This window comes from Amaricoccus macauensis, from assembly GCF_014201905.1.
GTDB classification, from domain to species: Bacteria; Pseudomonadota; Alphaproteobacteria; order Rhodobacterales; family Rhodobacteraceae; genus Amaricoccus; species Amaricoccus macauensis.
This window is the reverse complement of sequence record NZ_JACHFM010000006.1, coordinates 119,940-136,113: the sequence shown is the minus strand read 5'-3', so window position 1 is coordinate 136,113 and position 16,174 is coordinate 119,940. Positions and strand designations below refer to the sequence as shown.

The following is a 16,174-nucleotide window of genomic DNA, read 5'->3' as shown; positions in this document are numbered from 1 at the left end:
CCGCAGCTTCTGGAGGTCGGCGAGAGCGGGGAGTTCAAGCGCGGCACGCTGGGGGAGAGCAAGGAGAGCTACAAGGTCAAGACCTATGGCCGGGTCGTCGCGATCACCCGGCAGGTGCTGATCAACGACGATCTTGACGCCTTCACCCGGATCCCGGCGATGTACGGCAACTCCATCGCGCAACTGGAAAGCGATGTGGTCTGGGGGATCATCACCGCCAACCCGGCGATGGCCGATGGCAACACGCTGTTCCATACCAGCCACAAGAACCTCGCGGGCACCGGCACGGCGCTGGCGGTGGATGCGGTGGGTGCGGCGCGGGCGGCGATGGCCAAGCAGACGGGGCTCGACAAGAAGACGGTGCTGAACGTCCGCCCCGCCTTTCTGATCGTGCCCGCATCGCTGGAATTGAAGGCCGAGCAGCTGGTCGCGCAGAACCTCGTGCCCGCCGCGACCTCCAGCGTGGTGCCGCAGTCGATCCGCACGCTCGCGCCGATCAGCGAGCCCCGGCTCGACGCCGCCAGCGAGACCGCCTGGTATCTGGCCGCGAGCCCGAACCAGATCGACACCATCGAATACGCCTATCTCGAAGGCCAGCAGGGCGCCTACATCGAGACGCGCAACGGCTTCGACGTCGACGGCGTCGAGATCAAGTGTCGCCTCGACTTCGGGGCCACGGCCATCGACTGGCGCGGCCTCTACAAGAACCCGGGCGCGTAACCAGCACGCCATGCTGCCTGACACGCGGGCGGTCCTGACGGGCCGCCCTTCGTCGTTCCAAGAGGATCACCCCCATGAAAAACTACGTCCAGCCCGGCAACACCATCACCCTGACCGCGCCCTATGCCGTCGCCTCCGGCGATGGCCTGCTCGTCGGCTCCATCTTCGGCATCGCCGCAGGCGCCGCCGCCATCGCCGAGCCCGTCGAGACCGCGCTCGTCGGCGTCTTCGACATCACCAAGGTCGGCTCCCAGGCCTGGACCGTCGGCGCCAAGGTCTATTGGGATGACACCAACAAGCGCTGCACCACAGTCGCGACCGACAACACCCTCATCGGCGTGGCCGTCGAGGCGGTGGCGAGCGGCGCGGGCGACACCATCGGCCGGGTGCGGCTGAACGCGGCGTTCTGATGAGCGCCTTCGCCGCCGCCGTCGGCGCGCTCTTCGCCGACCCCAACATCGGCCGGGATGCGGTCTACATCGCCGACGGCGGCACGCCCTTGCTGGTGCGCGTCGTCGCACGACGCGCCGACGCCATCACCGACTTTGGCGATGCGCGGCTCTGGTCCGAAACCATCCGGATCGACCTTCGCGTCGCCGAGGTGGCGAACCCGCGCCCGGGCGACCGTATCGAGATCGACGGAGACGCCTTCCTCATCCAGGGAGAACCCGCCCGCGACCGCGAACGGCTCGTCTGGACCGTCGATTTGCGCCCAGCGTGACTGCTGTGAAGCTGAAGCTCAACATCGATCCCGACATCGTCGCGATGATGCAGGCCGAGGTTGCGGCGGGCGAACGCGCAGTGACAGCCGCCATGCGCGGGGCCGGGACCGGGCTGAAGTCGGCATGGCGGTTGCAGATCACCGGCGCGGGGCTCGGCACACGGCTCGCCAACTCGATCCGGAGCCAGAACTTCCCGAGGTCGGGCGAGAGCCTCGATGCCGCGGCTCTGGTCTGGTCCAAGGCTCCGGTCATCGTCGGCGCGCATGACACCGGGCCGCTGATCCGCTCGAAGAACGGGTTCTGGCTGGCGATCCCGTTGCCCGCGGCGGGCAAACCCCTGCGCGGCGGCCGGATCACGCCCGGCGAATGGGAGCGGCGACGCGGGCTCCGCCTGCGGTTCGTCTATCGCCGCTCTGGTCCCAGCCTGCTGGTGGCCGAGGGACGGCTGAACACGAAGGGACAGGCGGTGGTGTCGCGCTCGAAGACCGGGCGCGGAAAGGTCACCGCGCCGATTTTCCTGCTGGTGCCGCAGGTGAAGCTGCCGAAGCGGCTGGACCTGGCGCGGGATGCGGATAGGGCGTTGGACAGCGTGCCGGGGCTGATCGTGGCCAACTGGGTGGAGGCAAAATTCCAATAGGTATCAAGGAGGTACAATCTTCGAGGCCATATCTCGAAAGAAATCACAGTAGGCAATGAAGTGGGTCTTGTTTTGCTGAATCGCTTGTTGTCCGAAGTGCCGCTGCACAGGCGCTTGGAGGAGGGCAGCAGCCCCGTAGCCTTGCTTTAACTGCCCATTGGCTGGTTGAAGGAAATGGATTGCTGTCGCCTTGAAATCGGCCTTGCACTTCGTCGAGTCGTGCGCGACGCGATTTCTGATGGCGTTCGCGTGCTTTACCAGATCCGATGCGTTCTGGAGAGCTGAGAAAGAGTGCGCTGAGAAATAGAAGTCCGCGACCTTGCGAACCCACTTTGGATCCGAAACCTTCAAGTATGACCTATCTGGTTTGTAATCTGGGTCGAGAGAGAGAAGCTCGTAGGCGTGTTGGATGGTATCCGCCTTCCCTGCCTTGAGCGTCGGCCTGTAACCGTTGTTTGTCCTCGCGCCTGTCAGAAACCTGACGAGAGAGCGTTCAATGAACTCCTCCCAGCTTGCCACGACGCCCATAAATGCGAGTTCAACGACCTGGCCGACGTACTTTGGGTGTATTCCGGGGTTGTTTGATGGACGGACTTTCGTTGGCAAGGCTTGCATAGCAGAGACCAGAGAAGTGGCCGCGGCGATTTCTGAAAGAAACGCATCTCGGACGTGATCAACCTTGGCAGGACGGCCGCTTGGCACCTGAAGCTCTCCTTCTTGTCCGCCATTTCTCACTTTGTAACGCCAGTAGGTCTAGCCTTTTCTGGATTCTCGCAGAGTAGCGATCAATGCCCACCCCTCGCGAAACCATCCTCACCGCGCTGTACGCGCGGCTCTCGGCGCTGCCAGCGACCACTCTCCGCGGCGACGTGCTCCCCGAGCGCGTGCCCTCCGCAGGACTGCTGATACTGCGCGACGGCGAGCCGGGGGAGCCCGAGGTGACGCTGTCGCCGCTGGCCTACCACTACCAGCACCGGGCCGAGATCGAGGCGGTCGTGCAAGGCGCCGACCGTGACGCCGTCTTCGACGCGCTGACTGCCAGCGTCGGTGCAGCTCTTACCGCCGACCGCACGCTGGGCGGGCTCTGCGACTGGGTCGAGGCCGAAGCTCCGCGACCGGTCGACCTGCCGGTCGAGGGCGCGGCGAGCCTGAAGGCGGCCGTCATCCCGGTCGTGCTGCACTATTCCATGGCCGATCCGCTGACCTGACCCCGACAACCCGAGGAGAACACCATGGCACGTGCCCAAGGGGCGCGGGCGCTGATGGCGCTTGCGTTCGAGACGACCTATGGAACGCCGCCCGCCAGCGGCTTCACCCGCATGCCCTTCGCCAGCACCTCGCTCGGCGCCGAGCAGCCGCTGCTGAACTCGGAGCTTCTCGGCTACGGCCGCGATCCGCTCGTGCCGATCAAGGACGCGGTGACGGCGGATGGCGATGTCGTCGTGCCGCTCGACGCCGAGGCGTTCGGCTTCTGGCTGAAGGCCGCGTTCGGGACACCGACGACCACCGGCGCGGAGGCCCCGTACAGCCACGAGTTCCAGTCGGGCGCCTGGACGCTGCCCAGCATGTCGATCGAGACCGGCATGCCCGAGGTGCCGCGCTACGCGATGTACTCGGGCTGCGTGCTCGACCAGATCACCTGGCAGATGCAGCGATCGGGCCTGTTGACCGCGACGGCGCGGCTGGTGGCGCAGGGCGAGTCGGTGGGCACGACGACCAGCGCCGGGACGCCCGCCGCGCTGGAGCTGAAGCGCTTCGGGCACTTCAACGGGGCGATCACCCGCAACGGCTCCGCGCTCGGCAATGTAGTCTCGGCCGAGATCACCTACGCCAACAACCTCGACCGGATCGAGACGATCCGCTCGGACGGCCGCATCGACGGCGCGGACCCAAGCATCGCGGCGCTGACCGGCCGGATCGAGGTCCGCTTCGCCGACCAGACGCTGGTGACACAGGCGATCAACGGCGAGGCCTGCGAGATGGAATTCGCCTACGTCCTGCCGTCCGGCGAAAGCTTCACCTTCACCGTGCACGCCGTCTACCTGCCGCGCCCCCGGATCGAGATTTCCGGGCCGCAGGGCGTGCAGGCCACCTTCGACTGGCAAGCGGCGCGCGACAGCTTGGTCGGCCGGATGTGCACGGCAACCCTGATCAACGACATCGAGGTGTATTGAGGATGCTGACGCTCGACCTGACGAACGCGCCACGCTGGCATGAGCTCGCTCCCGGCGTCCGGGTGCAGCTGCGCCCGCTGACCACCGCCCTGATGGTGGCGACGCGCAGTGATCCCGCCGTCGAGGCGGTGCCCGAGCAGGCCTCCGACGAAGAGCGCGCGGTCGCCTTCGCGAAAGCACTGGCGCGGCGGGCGGTGCTCGGCTGGGAGGGCATCGGCGACGCCGACGGCAACCCCATCGACCCGAGCCCCGAGGCCATCGACGCTTTGCTCGACGTCTGGCCGATCTTCGAGTCCTTCCAGCTGACCTACGTCTCCAAGGGTCTGCTGCTGGAACAGGAAAAAAACGCCTCCGCGCTCTCGCCGAATGGTCCTTCGGCGGGGGCGAGCGCTACTGCCAAGCCTGCGCACCCTACGAGGGCCGCGAGCAAGCCTGCCCGGACTGCCCGGCGCGGCTGAACCGTCCGGAAACGCCGGAGGGTTGGCAGGTCTGGGACCTGGTCGGCCGCCTCGGCGGCCAACTGCGCGTCCTGCCCGGCGCTGTGATCGGCTGGGACATGTCGGCAGCGCTGGCGCTTGGTGACGCGCTTGGCGTGCCGCCGCTCGCCATGGCCGAACTGCTGCCCGTCATCGAAGCGGTGATGGTCCCCAAGCTCAACGAACAGATGGAACGACCCGATGGCTGAAAAGCGTGTGTCCGTCCGCCTCGCGGCCGTGGGCGGACGCCAGGTGCGCGCGGAGCTGGAGGGCGTCGGCGAGGCCGGGTCCCGAGGCTTCGGGCGGCTCAGCCGCGAGATGGAAGCGGCCAACGCCCGGCTCGCGGCCTTCTCGCGGCGGGTCCGGGTCGCGGCCGCCGCCGCCGTGGCCGCCGCTGCAGCCGCGGGCGTGGCGATGGTCCGCTCCGGCCTGCAGACGGTCGATGCGCAGGCTAAGCTGGCGCAGTCGCTGGGCACGACCGTCGCCTCGATCCAGACGCTCGAGCGTGCGGGCGAGCTGGCGGGCGTTTCCATGTCTGGCATCGAGCAGGCCACGAAGGATCTGACGCGTCGCCTCAGTCAGGCGGCCGCGGGGACCGGACCCGCCGCCGACGCGCTCGACCGGCTGGGCCTTTCCGCCAACGAGCTGATCGCCCTGCCGCTGGATCAGCGGGTGGGCGCGATCAACGCGGCGATCGAGAGCTTCGTGCCCGCCGCCGAACGCGCCGCCGTCGCGGGCCAGCTCTTCGGCGAGGAAGGCTCGATTGCCATGTCGCGCATCGACACCGCGACGCTGCGTCAGGCGACGGAGGACGTGCTCGCTTTTGGGGTCGTCGTCTCCGAGCAGAATGCCGACCAGATCGAGCGCACGAACGACGCGATCTCTCGGCTCGGGCTGATCTGGCGCGGGCTGTCGAACCAGCTGGCTGTCGCCGCCGCACCAGCGCTGGAAGCGGTCGCCGATGCCATGGCCGCGATCGCCAGCCGCACCGGCCCGCTGGGCATCGCGATCCGCGGTCTCTTCGACAACATCGGCCGCCTGACCACCTACGCCGCCACCTTCGCCGCCTTTCTCGCGGGCCGCTGGGTGGCTGGCATGGCCGCCGCCGCGCTCTCCGTGCGCGGTCTCGCCACCGCGCTGGTCGTCCTGCGCGGCGCGCTGATCCGCACCGGCATCGGGGCGCTGATCGTGGGCGCGGGCGAGCTCGTCTACCAGTTCACCCGTCTCGTCTCCGGCGCGGGCGGCTTCGGCGAGGCCATGTCGCTCCTGAAGGACCTCGCGGTCGAGGTCTGGGAACGCATCAGGATGGGCGCCGCAGCGGCGGGTGCGGCCGCCACGGCGATGTTCTTCGACCTGAAGGCTGATGCCGCATCAGGGATGCAGAGCGCCATCGAGAGCGTCGTGGGCTTCGGCAACACCGCCGCGAACACGTTTGAGGGCGCCTATGAGGCGATCAAGGCGATCTGGGGCTTGCTGCCCGCCGCCATCGGCGATCTGGCGTTCCAGGCCGCGAACAGCCTGGTCGACGGCGTCGAGGCGATGCTGAACGGCGTGGTCTCCCGCATCAACGGCTTCATCGGGGGCATCAACCAGGGGCTGGAAGCGCTCGGGTCGGAGCGGCGCATCTCGCTGGTGCCCGACCTCGACCTCGGCGAGATCGAGAACCGCTTCGAGGGCGCGGCGACGGCAGCGACCACCGCCGCGCAGGCGGCGTTCGACCGGGCCTTCGAGGACAACCCGCTCACCGCGCCCGATCTCGGGCTGACCGAGGCGGCGAACCGCGCGCTCGCGTCCGCCAACCTCTATCGCGGGGCCGCGCGCGACCTGGCCGAAGGGGCCCGCGCGCCGCTGGAAAGCTGGCAGGCGCTGCGCGATGCCGTGCGGGGAACCGACGAGACGAGCGGCGATGCGCTGACCGAGGCCACGGGTGCGGCCGAGCGGCTGGAGACGGCACTCGGCGATGCAGGTCGCGCCGCGACAGGTGTAGGCGCGGCGGCCGGGGCTGCTGCTGCGGCAGCGGAGCCCCCGGCCGAGGCAGCCGTCACCGGCTGGCAGGCCGTTACCGCCGCGCTTTCGGACTACGCCAGCAAGGCGCGCGAGATCGGTGGCGATATCGGCCAGAGTCTCGTCGGCGCCTTCCAGTCGGCGGAGAGCGCCGTCGGCCAGTTCGTGAAGACCGGCAAGCTCGACTTCCGCGACATGGTCACTTCGATGATCGCCCACCTCGCACAGCTCGCGGCGCGGCGGTTCATCCTCGGGCCGATCGCCAATGCGCTCTCCGGCGTGTTCTCCGGGGCGGGCGGCATTTTCGCGAACGTCCTGCATGCGGGCGGGATGGTCGGCTCTGCCGGGCCCTCGCGCATGGCCCCGGCCATGGCCTTCGCCGCTGCCCCGCGAATGCATGGCGGCGGGATGGCTGGGCTTCGTCACGACGAGGTGCCCGCGATCCTGCAGCGTGGAGAGCGGGTGCTGTCGCGACGCGAAGCGCAGAGCTACGGCGCAGGCGGCGGCGTCAATGTCACGATCATGGCCCGCGACGCCGAGAGTTTCCGGCAGTCCCGCACGCAGGTCGCGGCGGATATCGCCCGCGCCGTGTCGCTCGGGCGGAGGGGCATGTGATGGCGTTTCACGAGGTCCGGTTTCCCGACAATATCAGCCGGGGCGCGCGGGGCGGGCCCGAGCGGCGCACCCAGATCGTCGAGCTCGCCTCGGGCGACGAGGAGCGGAACGCCAACTGGGCCAATTCGCGCCGCCGCTACGACGTCGCCTATGGCGTCCGCCGCGCTGACGATCTGGCGGCGGTGGTTGCCTTTTTCGAGGCGCGCAACGGTCGGCTGCATGGCTTCCGGTTCAAGGACTGGGGCGACCACAAGTCCTGCCTTCCTTCGGGCACGCCATCGCCCACCGACCAGGAGATCGGCACCGGCGACGGCACGACGACCGCCTTCCAGCTGGTGAAGCGCTACGCCTCCGGGGCGCAGTCGTGGACGCGGTCGATCACGAAGCCGGTGGCGGGCACCGTGCGCATCGCCCTCGGCGGGGTGGATCAACCCTCCGGCTGGTCGGTCGACACCACGACAGGTGTCGTCAGCTTTGGCGCGGCACCGGGCGCAGGCGTCGCGATCACCGCGGGCTTCGAGTTCGACGTGCCGGTCCGCTTCGACACCGATGCGCTCGACGTTACGCTCGACCTCGAGCGGCTCGGCTCGATCACCTCCATTCCGCTTCTGGAGATCCGGCGATGAACGACACAGGCAGCTTCGTTGCGGCCGTGCTGCGCGAACTCGCGGCCTCGACCGCCGTGATCCTCGCCGCCTGGGGCGCGCTGGGCGGCGCGACGAACGCGCTGACCACGAAGATGCGGCTGCGCGATGCGCTGCGGCACATCCTGCTCGGCGGGCTGATCGCGGCGGGGATGGGCAGCCTCTCGATGGCCGTGATCACCGCCTGGCTCAGCCTTCCGCCCGAGGCGATCCCCGCAGGCGGGGCAGCGGGCTCGGCGGCCTATCTCGTCGGGGTGTTCGGCCCGGCCTTCATCGAGATGCTGCTCGCTCGGCTGCGCCGCGCCAACGAAGGCGGCGGCGATGAATGACCTTCTCCGCCTCGCGCGCTCCCTCCGCTGCGACCCCGCCGACCCCCGGCACGCCTTCACCCATCGCCTGCGCATCGGTCTCGCCGTCGCGGCGCTGATCCTGATCCTCTCGCTTTTCCGGTAATCCCATGCACATGACCGACCGGGGCCTGCTGGCCCTCGTCCGGCACGAAGGACTCGTGCCCGGACCCTATCTCGATGTGAAACAGGTCTGGACCTTCGGCATCGGCCACACGGCCGCGGCCGGACCGCCCGATCCCGGCACCATGCCGCGCGGCATGCCCGCCGATCTCGATGCCGGGATCCGCGAAGCGTTCCGGGTCTTCCGCGCTGACCTCGGGCGCTACGAGGCCGCCGTCCTGCGCGCCGTGAAGGTGCCGCTGGCGCCGCACGAGTTCGATGCGCTGGTCAGCTTTCACTACAACACTGGGGGCATCGCGAAGGCCGCGCTGACCCGACATCTCAATGCCGGAAATCGCGTTGCAGCCGCCGACGCGTTTCTGAACTGGCGGCGACCGGCCGCGATCATTCCGCGCCGGGAGGCAGAGCGCGACCTGTTCCGCCACGGCCGTTATCCCGGAGGCACAATCCCGGTCTGGTCCGTGGATCGCACGGGCCGCGTCGATTTCTCCCGACCAATCCGACGCCTGATCGAGGATGAGGCTCTGGCCTTGGCTCGCGGGCCGTCGCCGACGCCTCCGGTCCTCGCTCCTTCACCCACCGCGCCGACCGGCTGGCTCGCCCGGCTGGCCGCCTTCTTCTCCACCCTGATCCGGAGGGCCTGACTCATGCGCTACGTCCGACCCAACTCGCTCACGTGGTGGGCGGGATTGCTCGCCATGCTCACCGGCATCGCCTCGCTCGCGCTGCCCGCCACCGGGCCGTTCAGCGAACTGTCCCGCCTCGTCGCGCTTCTCGCAGGCTCGGGCGACGCCTCGCCGGCGGGGCTGATGTTCCTCGGGCTCGGTCTGATCGGTCTGCGTGACCGGATCGAACGTGGGTTCCGCGGCGATGCTTGAGTTCCTTGCCGGTCTGGTTGTGGGCGGCTGCCTGGGCTTCTTCATCGCAGCCCTCTGCGTGGCGGCAGCACGCGGGGAGCGGGACGATGGCTGATCTCCTGATTTGGCTGGTTGCGGCTTTCGGCGCCGTCGGGGGCGCCGTCCTCGGCCGGTTCTGGGGCCGCGTCGAAGGGAAGCGCGAAGGCAAACGGGAGGCTGAACGCGATGCGATGGAAGACAAGAACGAGCGCGTCGAGAGGGGGCGAGACGCGGTTCTCGATGGCCGCGACGCTGGCAATCCTGCTGACCGGCTGCGCCGCAACGATGGGCGCTGGTGACGCCGGCTGCACCTCCTATGCCGAGGCGCGGCTCGCCCGACCACCCGCCGAAACCGTCGTCAACGTTCCGCCTGACTGGGCGGACTGGATCGCCGATCTCGATGACCGCATGACGGGAACCTGCCGATGAAATCCCTCTCGCCCGCCCTGCAGGCCCATCTCGACGAGGGCACGACGACGCTCGCCTGGTGCTGGCGGATTACGCGCGCCGACGGCACGAGTCTAGGCTTCACCGATCACGACCGGACGCTGAGTTTCGACGGGACAGACTTCGAGCCTGAGAGCGGGCTGACCGCCTCCGAGGTGCGGTCGGGCTCGGACCTGTCAGTCGATGCGCAGGACGCGGAAGGCGTGCTGACCTCGGACCGGATCACCGAGACCGACATCCTCGACGGCCGCTGGGACAACGCCGAGGTCGAGCTCTGGCGGGCGAACTGGGCCGATACCGGGCAGCGCGTGTTGATGCGGCGCGGCGCCATCGGCCAGATCCGGCGCGGGCGGCTGGCCTTCGTGGCCGAGGTGCGCTCGCTCGCCCATGTGCTGGGCCAGACGGTGGGGCGTACGTTCCAGGCGACCTGCGACGCCGCGCTCGGCGATGCGCGCTGCGGCGTCGATCTGGAGAACCCCGCCTACAAGGGCACAGGCGCGGTGATCGATCTCCTGCGCGACCGGGCCTTCACCGCCTCGGGGCTGGGCACATTCACGTCTGGCTGGTTCACCTTCGGCACGCTCGAATGGACCAGCGGCGCAAACGCGGGGCGGCGCACCGAAGTACTGGGCCATGACGTCACGGATGGCGTCGCCGTGCTGACCCTGCTCGAAGCGCCGGTGCGTGCGATCATCGAGAGCGACGCCTTCATCATCCGTGCGGGCTGCGACAAGCGCATGGAGACCTGCGGCGCCAAGTTCGCCAACACCGTCAATTTCCGCGGCTTCCCGCACATCCCCGGCCAAGACTCGGTGCTGCGCTACGCCACCAAGGATGGCGGCCACGAGGGAGGCGTACTGTGACGCAACCCCTCGCATTGGCCGACCCCGCGCGCGTCATCGCCATCGCGCGGGCCTGGCTGGGCACGCCGTACCACGACCAGGCGAGTTTGCGCGGCGTCGGCTGCGACTGCCTCGGGCTCGCCCGCGGCGTCTGGCGCGAGGTCGTCGGCCCCGAGCCGTTTCCGATCCCGGCCTACAGTCGCGACTGGGGCGAGACAGGGCCGCGCGAGGTTCTGGCCGAGGGGGCGCGTCGCATGATGATCGAGGTGGAACCGGCGGCGGCCGGGCCCGGCGCGCTGGTCCTCTTCCGCATGAAGCCACACGCGATCGCCAAGCATGTCGGGATCCTTACCGGACCCGACACCTTCCTCCACGCCTATGAGCGGCTCGGCGTGATCGAGGAACCGCTCACGCCATCCTGGCGGCGACGCATCGCCTTCGCCTTCCTGTTCCCGCAACGCTGAGACCCCGGACATGGCCACCCTCGTTCTCGGTGCCGCTGGCGCCGCCATTGGCGGTTCGATCGGCGGCGCGATCCTCGGCGTCAGCGCCGCGACCATCGGCGGTTTCATCGGCTCCAGCATCGGCTCGGCCGTCGACAGCTGGATCATTTCGTCGCTGGCGCCCACCCAGCGCATCGAGGGCGCGCGGCTCGACACGCTGCGCATCACCTCGGCCACCGAAGGCGCGGTGATCCCGCGGCTCTATGGGCGCATGCGGATGGGCGGCAACATCATCTGGGCGACCGATTTTCGCGAGGAGACGAAGACCACTACCCAAGGCGGCGGCAAGGGCGGCGGGGGCGGCAAGGTCAAGACGACCGAGTATCTCTACTACGCCTCCTTCGCCGTGGCGCTCTGCGAGGGGCCGATCACCGGCATCGGCCGCATCTGGGCCGACGGCAAGCCGATGGACCTCTCCGGCGTCACCTGGCGCTGGTATCCCGGCGACGAGACGCAGACGGCGGACCCGTTCATCGCCGCAAAGATGGGCACAGCCAGCACTCCTGCCTATCGGGGCACGGCCTACGTAGTCTTCGAGGAACTGACGCTTTCCACCTACGGCAACCGCCTGCCGCAGCTCTCGTTCGAGGTGTTCCGGCCTCTCGCCGATCCCGACACCGCCGAGGGGCTGACCCGCGCCGTCACCATGATTCCGGCCTCGGGCGAGTTCACCTACGCCACGCAGGCCATCCGCAAGACCGATGGCGGCGCGACGGTGCCCGAGAACCTGAACACGCTGGCCGACTCCACCGACATGGTGGAGGCGCTCGACCGGCTGCAGGCGATGGCGCCTGCGGTCGAGAGCGTCAGCCTCGTGGTGGCGTGGTTCGGCGACGACCTGCGCGCGGGCTCCTGCAAGGTGCGGCCGGGCGTCGAGGTCTCGGCCAAGTCGACAACGCCCGCCAGCTGGTCGGTCAATGGTGTCAGCCGTGCCAACGCCTTCCTCGTCAGCCGCGACGATCAGGACCGCCCGGTCTATGGCGGCACGCCGTCCGACTTCGCGGTGGTGCAGGCGATCCAGGAGATGAAGGCGCGCGGGCTGCGCGTCACCTTCTACCCCTTCATCCTGATGGACGTGCCGCCCGGCAACGCGCTGCCAAACCCGTATTCCGACAACGCCGCCGAGACCGGCCAGCCCGCGTTCCCCTGGCGCGGCCGGATCACCTGTTCGCCTGCAGCGGGGTTCGCAGGGACCGTGGACAAGACCGCCACGGCCGCAAGCCAGGTCGCGGCGCTGTTTGGCGCGGCGACGCCCGCGAGCTTCAGCGTCTCAGGCGAGAGCGTCAGCTGGACCGGGCCATCCGGCGACTGGGGCCTGCGGCGCATGGTGCTGCACTACGCCCATCTCTGCGCGGCAGCGGGAGGGGTCGACGCCTTCCTCATCGGCGCCGAGATGCCGGGGCTGACGACGATCCGCTCGGGCGCCAGCAGCTATCCGGCGGTGCAGGCCTATCGGGACCTGCTCGGCGATGTGCGCTCGATCCTCGGGTCCGGCACCAGGATCGGCTATGCCGCCGACTGGTCGGAGTATTTCGGGCACCAGCCGGGCGATGGCAGCGGCGACGTGTTCTTTCATCTCGATCCGCTCTGGGCCGATCCGGAGATCGATTTCGTCGGCATCGACAACTACATGCCGCTGTCGGACTGGCGCGACGGCTTCGAGCATTCCGACGCTGCCGAGGGCTGGCCCGCGATCTACGACCGGGGCTATCTGCAGGGGAACATCGCGGGCGGCGAAGGCTTCGACTGGTTCTATGCCAGTGCGGCCGATCGCTCTGCGCAGGTCCGCACGCCGATCACGGATGGCGGCGCGGCCAAGCCGTGGGTCTTCCGCTACAAGGACCTGCGCGCCTGGTGGTCGAACCCGCATTACAACCGCCCGGGTGGGGTGGAGAGCGGGACGCCGACGGCGTGGGTGCCCCAGTCCAAGCCGATCTGGTTCACCGAGTTGGGCTGCCCGGCCATCGACCGGGGCACCAACCAGCCCAACGTCTTCTTCGACCCGAAGTCGTCCGAGAGCTTCACGCCGCATTTCTCGCGGGGCTGGCGCGATGACGCCATCCAACGCGCCTATCTCGAGGCGACCTATCTCTGGTGGGGCGAGGCCACGAACAATCCGGTCTCGTCGGTCTATGGCGGCCGCATGGTGCATGTCCCCGAATGCGCCGCCTGGACCTGGGACGCACGGCCGTACCCGTTCTTCCCGGCGCTGACCGACGTCTGGACGGACGGCGCGAATTGGCGGCTCGGGCACTGGCTGACCGGGCGGCTGGGAGCGGTGTCGCTCGCGGCGCTCGTCCGGCACCTCTGCCTGCGCGCCGGACTGCCCGAGGCCCGCATCGACGTTTCCGGCCTCTGGGGCGCGGTGGAGGGCTACGCCATCACGGCGCTGGAAAGCCCACGCGCCTCGATCACCACGCTGTCGCGGCATTTCGGCTTCGACGCCGTCGAGACCGAGGGTGTGATCCGCTTCGTGATGCGCGGGCGGGCCTCCGTCGCCACCCTCGCGCCCGAAGATCTGGTGGCCGCCCGCGAGGGCGACGTGCTGGAACTGACGCGGGGACAGGAGACCGAACTGCCGCAGGCGCTGAAGTGGCAGGTCGCGCGGGCAGACGAGGACTACGACGCGGCCCTCGTCGAGGCGCGGCGCATCACCGTGGACACGACCCGGATCGCTTCCGAGAGCTTCCCGATGGCGGTGCCGCCCGAGGAGGCCGAGCGCCGCTGCCGCCGCGCGCTGATGGAGGCATGGGTGGGCCGCGAGACGGCGGCGTTCCGGCTGCCGCCCTCGCGGCTAGCGCTCGATCCGGCCGACGCGATCCGGCTGGAGCACGGCGGGCGGCTGGTCGATCTGCGGCTCGTCTCCATCGCCGACACCGAGGCGCGGGGCATCGAGGCGGTCCGCCACGACAGGGCAACCTACGATCTGCCGCCCGGTGATCCCCGCGCGGCGTCGCTGACGCGGGCCGTCGTGTTCGGCGCGCCGGATGCGCTGCTGATGGACCTGCCGCAGCTGACCGAGGACCAGCCCGCGCACCGACCGATGGTCGTCGCGCACGCCGTTCCTTGGCCCGGCGAGATGGCGGTATTCCGCAGCCCCTCCACCGATGGCTTCGAGCTGCTGGCCACGTTCGGCAGCCGCGCGCGGATCGGGATGCTGGTCTCGGACTTCTATGCTGGCCCCACGTCGCGCTTCGATCTCGGCAATGCGCTCATGGTCGATCTGCTCACCGGCACGCTGGAAAGCGTCACCGACCTGACCCTGTTCGGGGGTGCGAACGCGCTCGCCATCGAGACCGCGCCCCGCGACTGGGAGATCGTGCAGGCAGGCGCGGCGGAGTTGATCGCCCCGGGCCGGTATCGCCTGACCCGGCTCCTGCGCGGCCAGCGCGGCACCGAAAGGGCCATGGGCAATCCCGCGCCCGCAGGCGCGCGGCTGGTGGTGCTGGACGACAGCCTCGCCACGTTGCCGATCGCCGAGGCCGATCTCGGCATCCCGTGGAACTGGCGCATCGGCCCGGCGAGCCGCCCGGTCAGCGACGAGACCTATGTGGCGCAGGCCTTCACGCCTGAGGGGGTGGGGCTGCGGCCGTTCTCCGTCGCCCATGTCGAGCAGCCGTGGCGCACGCCACGCGTTCCCGGCGACCTCACGATCCGCTGGACACGCCGGTCCCGCGCGCTTTCCGCCGACAGCTGGGGCGCTGTCGAAGTGCCGATGGCGGAGGAACTGGAAGCCTACGAGCTCGAAATCCTTGACGGTGCGACCGTGAAGCGGGTGCTGAGCACGGCCACCACCAGCGCGGTCTACACCGCCGCCCAGCAGACCGCCGACTGGGGCGCGCCGCTCGGCCCCGGCGACACGCTCGACATCCGCATCTCCCAGCTCTCTGCCCTCGTGGGACGGGGCGCGCCCAAGACCGTCACGCTGATACTCTGAGGCCATCCCATGTCCGACGCCACGACCCATCTCCTGCTGCCCTACATCCTCGCGGCGCAGGCCCAGAAGCACGTCACCCATAACGAGGCGCTGAGGATCCTCGACGGGCTCGTCCAGCTCTCGGTGCTCGACCGGGATCTGACGGCCCCGCCCGGCAGCCCCGCCGACGGCGACCGCTACATCGTCGCCTCGAGCGCAACCGGCGACTGGGCGGGGTGGGACCTCAACGTCGCGCTCTGGACCGATGGCGCCTGGCTCCGCCTGCCGCCCCGCACCGGCTGGCTGGCGTGGGTCGAGGACGAGGGGCTGCTGCTCGGCTACGACGGCGCGAGCTGGGTCGGGACCACGCCTGCGGCGTTACAGAACATGGCACTGCTCGGGATCGGCACCACGGCCGACGCTTCGAACCCGTTCTCGGCCAAGCTCAACGCCGCGCTCTGGACGGCGAAGACCGTGGCCGAGGGCGGGACCGGCAATCTGTTCTACACCATGAACAAGGAGGCCGCGGGCGACGATCTCGGCCTGACGCTGCAGACCGGCTTCGTGACCAAGGCGCTGGTCGGCCTCTTCGGCTCGGACAGGTTCCGGCTGACGGTCTCTGCCGACGGCAGCACCTTCTTCGACGGGCTGAGCGTCGACAACGCCACCGGCATCGTCGATCAGCCCCGGCTGCCCCGCTTCAAGGCGTACACGAACTACGATAACTACGTGGGCGTCGGAGCCTGGACGAAGATCGGACTGAACAACACCGACTACAACGATCAGGGTGCCTTCGACGCCGCGAACAACCACTTTGTGGCGCCCGTGGACGGCACCTACCTCTTCGGCGCGACGCTGCTCTACAAGATCAACGCCAGCGCAACGGCACGCATGCGCGGTCGGCTGGTCCTGAACGGCACCAGCGAAATCCGCGGTTCCCTCGGCGAAATCTCGGCCACCCATGTCTCGCTCGCCACCGTGATCTGGCTGCAGACCATGGTGCCGCTCACCGCGGGCGATACCGTCGAGCTGCAGGGGTATTTCCGGGTCGCGGACGGCTACTTCGCTGCCGATCACACGTCCTTCTGGGGCTGCAAGATCGGCTAAA

The 16,174-nt window shown here is 69.2% G+C and carries 21 protein-coding genes; 20 read left to right on the top strand and 1 reads right to left on the bottom strand.

The annotated features are described in order from the left end of the window. From HNP73_RS21360 to HNP73_RS21345, 4 genes are all read left to right on the top strand, one after another. Positions 1-720 (top strand): phage major capsid protein (locus tag HNP73_RS21360; RefSeq protein ID WP_184154927.1); only part of this gene is annotated, 720 nt, incomplete at its 5' end. 74 nt (positions 721-794) lie between these two features. Next, entirely contained in the window at positions 795-1,130 is a 336-nt protein-coding gene (locus HNP73_RS21355) for a DUF2190 family protein (RefSeq protein ID WP_184154924.1), read from the top strand. Then, positions 1,130-1,441, top strand: a complete 312-nt coding sequence (locus HNP73_RS21350) for a head-tail joining protein (RefSeq protein ID WP_184154921.1) — start codon at positions 1,130-1,132, stop codon at positions 1,439-1,441. Before HNP73_RS21355 ends, HNP73_RS21350 begins: the two co-directional genes overlap by 1 nt. A 5-nt stretch (positions 1,442-1,446) precedes the next feature. Further along, the gene (locus HNP73_RS21345) at positions 1,447-2,079 is read left to right on the top strand and encodes a DUF6441 family protein (RefSeq protein WP_184154957.1); all 633 of its coding nucleotides are present in this window, start codon (positions 1,447-1,449) and stop codon (positions 2,077-2,079) included. Between the two features lie 3 nt (positions 2,080-2,082). On the opposite strand, the gene HNP73_RS21340 is transcribed toward HNP73_RS21345, so the two are convergent. Then, positions 2,083-2,781 carry a hypothetical protein gene (locus HNP73_RS21340; RefSeq protein WP_184154919.1) on the bottom strand — a complete coding sequence of 233 codons (699 nt, stop codon included), beginning with the start codon at positions 2,779-2,781 and terminating at the stop codon, positions 2,083-2,085. Between the two features lie 86 nt (positions 2,782-2,867). Here HNP73_RS21340 and HNP73_RS21335 point away from each other — a divergent pair, with 86 nt between their 5' ends. From HNP73_RS21335 to HNP73_RS21265, 16 genes are all read left to right on the top strand, one after another. Continuing rightward, positions 2,868-3,287 (top strand): acyl-CoA transferase, encoded by a 420-nt coding sequence (locus HNP73_RS21335; RefSeq protein ID WP_184154917.1) that lies wholly within the window; start codon positions 2,868-2,870, stop codon positions 3,285-3,287. 24 nt (positions 3,288-3,311) lie between these two features. Beyond that, positions 3,312-4,253: a phage tail tube protein gene (locus HNP73_RS21330; RefSeq protein ID WP_184154915.1), complete on the top strand. Its 942-nt coding sequence runs from the start codon at positions 3,312-3,314 to the stop codon at positions 4,251-4,253. Positions 4,254-4,255: 2 nt separating this feature from the next. Continuing rightward, entirely contained in the window at positions 4,256-4,711 is a 456-nt protein-coding gene (locus HNP73_RS21325; protein WP_184154913.1) for a hypothetical protein, read from the top strand. Between the two features lie 98 nt (positions 4,712-4,809). Next, positions 4,810-4,938: a DUF7697 family protein gene (locus HNP73_RS23785; RefSeq protein ID WP_281379317.1), complete on the top strand. Its 129-nt coding sequence runs from the start codon at positions 4,810-4,812 to the stop codon at positions 4,936-4,938. Then, positions 4,931-7,348: a phage tail tape measure C-terminal domain-containing protein gene (locus tag HNP73_RS21315; RefSeq protein ID WP_184154911.1), complete on the top strand. Its 2,418-nt coding sequence runs from the start codon at positions 4,931-4,933 to the stop codon at positions 7,346-7,348. Before HNP73_RS23785 ends, HNP73_RS21315 begins: the two co-directional genes overlap by 8 nt. Further along, positions 7,348-7,974: a DUF2460 domain-containing protein gene (locus HNP73_RS21310; RefSeq protein ID WP_184154909.1), complete on the top strand. Its 627-nt coding sequence runs from the start codon at positions 7,348-7,350 to the stop codon at positions 7,972-7,974. The genes HNP73_RS21315 and HNP73_RS21310 overlap by 1 nt, the downstream gene beginning before the upstream one ends. After that, on the top strand, positions 7,971-8,321 hold the full coding sequence (locus HNP73_RS21305) for a hypothetical protein (protein WP_028031152.1): 351 nt from the start codon (positions 7,971-7,973) through the stop codon (positions 8,319-8,321). The genes HNP73_RS21310 and HNP73_RS21305 overlap by 4 nt, the downstream gene beginning before the upstream one ends. After that, positions 8,314-8,445, top strand: coding sequence for a hypothetical protein (locus tag HNP73_RS23780; protein WP_281379316.1), 132 nt, complete (start codon positions 8,314-8,316; stop codon positions 8,443-8,445). Before HNP73_RS21305 ends, HNP73_RS23780 begins: the two co-directional genes overlap by 8 nt. A 4-nt stretch (positions 8,446-8,449) precedes the next feature. Beyond that, positions 8,450-9,106, top strand: a complete 657-nt coding sequence (locus HNP73_RS21300) for a lysozyme (protein ID WP_184154907.1) — start codon at positions 8,450-8,452, stop codon at positions 9,104-9,106. A gap of 3 nt (positions 9,107-9,109) precedes the next feature. Continuing rightward, positions 9,110-9,340, top strand: coding sequence for a hypothetical protein (locus tag HNP73_RS21295; RefSeq protein WP_184154905.1), 231 nt, complete (start codon positions 9,110-9,112; stop codon positions 9,338-9,340). 86 nt (positions 9,341-9,426) lie between these two features. Next, positions 9,427-9,657, top strand: coding sequence for a hypothetical protein (locus HNP73_RS21290; protein WP_184154902.1), 231 nt, complete (start codon positions 9,427-9,429; stop codon positions 9,655-9,657). Beyond that, entirely contained in the window at positions 9,644-9,787 is a 144-nt protein-coding gene (locus HNP73_RS21285) for a hypothetical protein (protein ID WP_184154899.1), read from the top strand. Before HNP73_RS21290 ends, HNP73_RS21285 begins: the two co-directional genes overlap by 14 nt. After that, a complete protein-coding gene (locus tag HNP73_RS21280; RefSeq protein WP_184154896.1) occupies positions 9,784-10,668 on the top strand; it encodes a DUF2163 domain-containing protein in 885 nt (294 codons plus the stop codon). The genes HNP73_RS21285 and HNP73_RS21280 overlap by 4 nt, the downstream gene beginning before the upstream one ends. After that, on the top strand, positions 10,665-11,111 hold the full coding sequence (locus HNP73_RS21275; protein WP_021099106.1) for an NlpC/P60 family protein: 447 nt from the start codon (positions 10,665-10,667) through the stop codon (positions 11,109-11,111). The genes HNP73_RS21280 and HNP73_RS21275 overlap by 4 nt, the downstream gene beginning before the upstream one ends. Positions 11,112-11,121: 10 nt before the next feature. After that, positions 11,122-15,087: a baseplate multidomain protein megatron gene (locus HNP73_RS21270; RefSeq protein WP_184154893.1), complete on the top strand. Its 3,966-nt coding sequence runs from the start codon at positions 11,122-11,124 to the stop codon at positions 15,085-15,087. 9 nt (positions 15,088-15,096) lie between these two features. After that, positions 15,097-16,173 carry a DUF2793 domain-containing protein gene (locus HNP73_RS21265; RefSeq protein ID WP_184154890.1) on the top strand — a complete coding sequence of 359 codons (1,077 nt, stop codon included), beginning with the start codon at positions 15,097-15,099 and terminating at the stop codon, positions 16,171-16,173. Position 16,174: the final 1 nt, after the last annotated feature.

Excerpts from the sequence above, each read along its gene's own strand:
- HNP73_RS23785 (WP_281379317.1), top strand. The coding sequence starts at position 4,810 with ATGTCGGCAGCGCTGGCGCTTGGTGACGCGCTTGGCGTGCCGCCGCTC.
- HNP73_RS21300 (WP_184154907.1), top strand. The coding sequence starts at position 8,450 with ATGCACATGACCGACCGGGGCCTGCTGGCCCTCGTCCGGCACGAAGGA.
- HNP73_RS23780 (WP_281379316.1), top strand. The coding sequence starts at position 8,314 with ATGAATGACCTTCTCCGCCTCGCGCGCTCCCTCCGCTGCGACCCCGCC.
- HNP73_RS21315 (WP_184154911.1), top strand. The coding sequence starts at position 4,931 with ATGGCTGAAAAGCGTGTGTCCGTCCGCCTCGCGGCCGTGGGCGGACGC.
- HNP73_RS21305 (WP_028031152.1), top strand. The coding sequence starts at position 7,971 with ATGAACGACACAGGCAGCTTCGTTGCGGCCGTGCTGCGCGAACTCGCG.
- HNP73_RS21265 (WP_184154890.1), top strand. The coding sequence starts at position 15,097 with ATGTCCGACGCCACGACCCATCTCCTGCTGCCCTACATCCTCGCGGCG.
- HNP73_RS21285 (WP_184154899.1), top strand. The coding sequence starts at position 9,644 with ATGGGCGCTGGTGACGCCGGCTGCACCTCCTATGCCGAGGCGCGGCTC.
- HNP73_RS21270 (WP_184154893.1), top strand. The coding sequence starts at position 11,122 with ATGGCCACCCTCGTTCTCGGTGCCGCTGGCGCCGCCATTGGCGGTTCG.
- HNP73_RS21355 (WP_184154924.1), top strand. The coding sequence starts at position 795 with ATGAAAAACTACGTCCAGCCCGGCAACACCATCACCCTGACCGCGCCC.
- HNP73_RS21290 (WP_184154902.1), top strand. The coding sequence starts at position 9,427 with ATGGCTGATCTCCTGATTTGGCTGGTTGCGGCTTTCGGCGCCGTCGGG.
- HNP73_RS21310 (WP_184154909.1), top strand. The coding sequence starts at position 7,348 with ATGGCGTTTCACGAGGTCCGGTTTCCCGACAATATCAGCCGGGGCGCG.
- HNP73_RS21350 (WP_184154921.1), top strand. The coding sequence starts at position 1,130 with ATGAGCGCCTTCGCCGCCGCCGTCGGCGCGCTCTTCGCCGACCCCAAC.
- HNP73_RS21335 (WP_184154917.1), top strand. The coding sequence starts at position 2,868 with ATGCCCACCCCTCGCGAAACCATCCTCACCGCGCTGTACGCGCGGCTC.
- HNP73_RS21280 (WP_184154896.1), top strand. The coding sequence starts at position 9,784 with ATGAAATCCCTCTCGCCCGCCCTGCAGGCCCATCTCGACGAGGGCACG.
- HNP73_RS21325 (WP_184154913.1), top strand. The coding sequence starts at position 4,256 with ATGCTGACGCTCGACCTGACGAACGCGCCACGCTGGCATGAGCTCGCT.
- HNP73_RS21330 (WP_184154915.1), top strand. The coding sequence starts at position 3,312 with ATGGCACGTGCCCAAGGGGCGCGGGCGCTGATGGCGCTTGCGTTCGAG.
- HNP73_RS21295 (WP_184154905.1), top strand. The coding sequence starts at position 9,110 with ATGCGCTACGTCCGACCCAACTCGCTCACGTGGTGGGCGGGATTGCTC.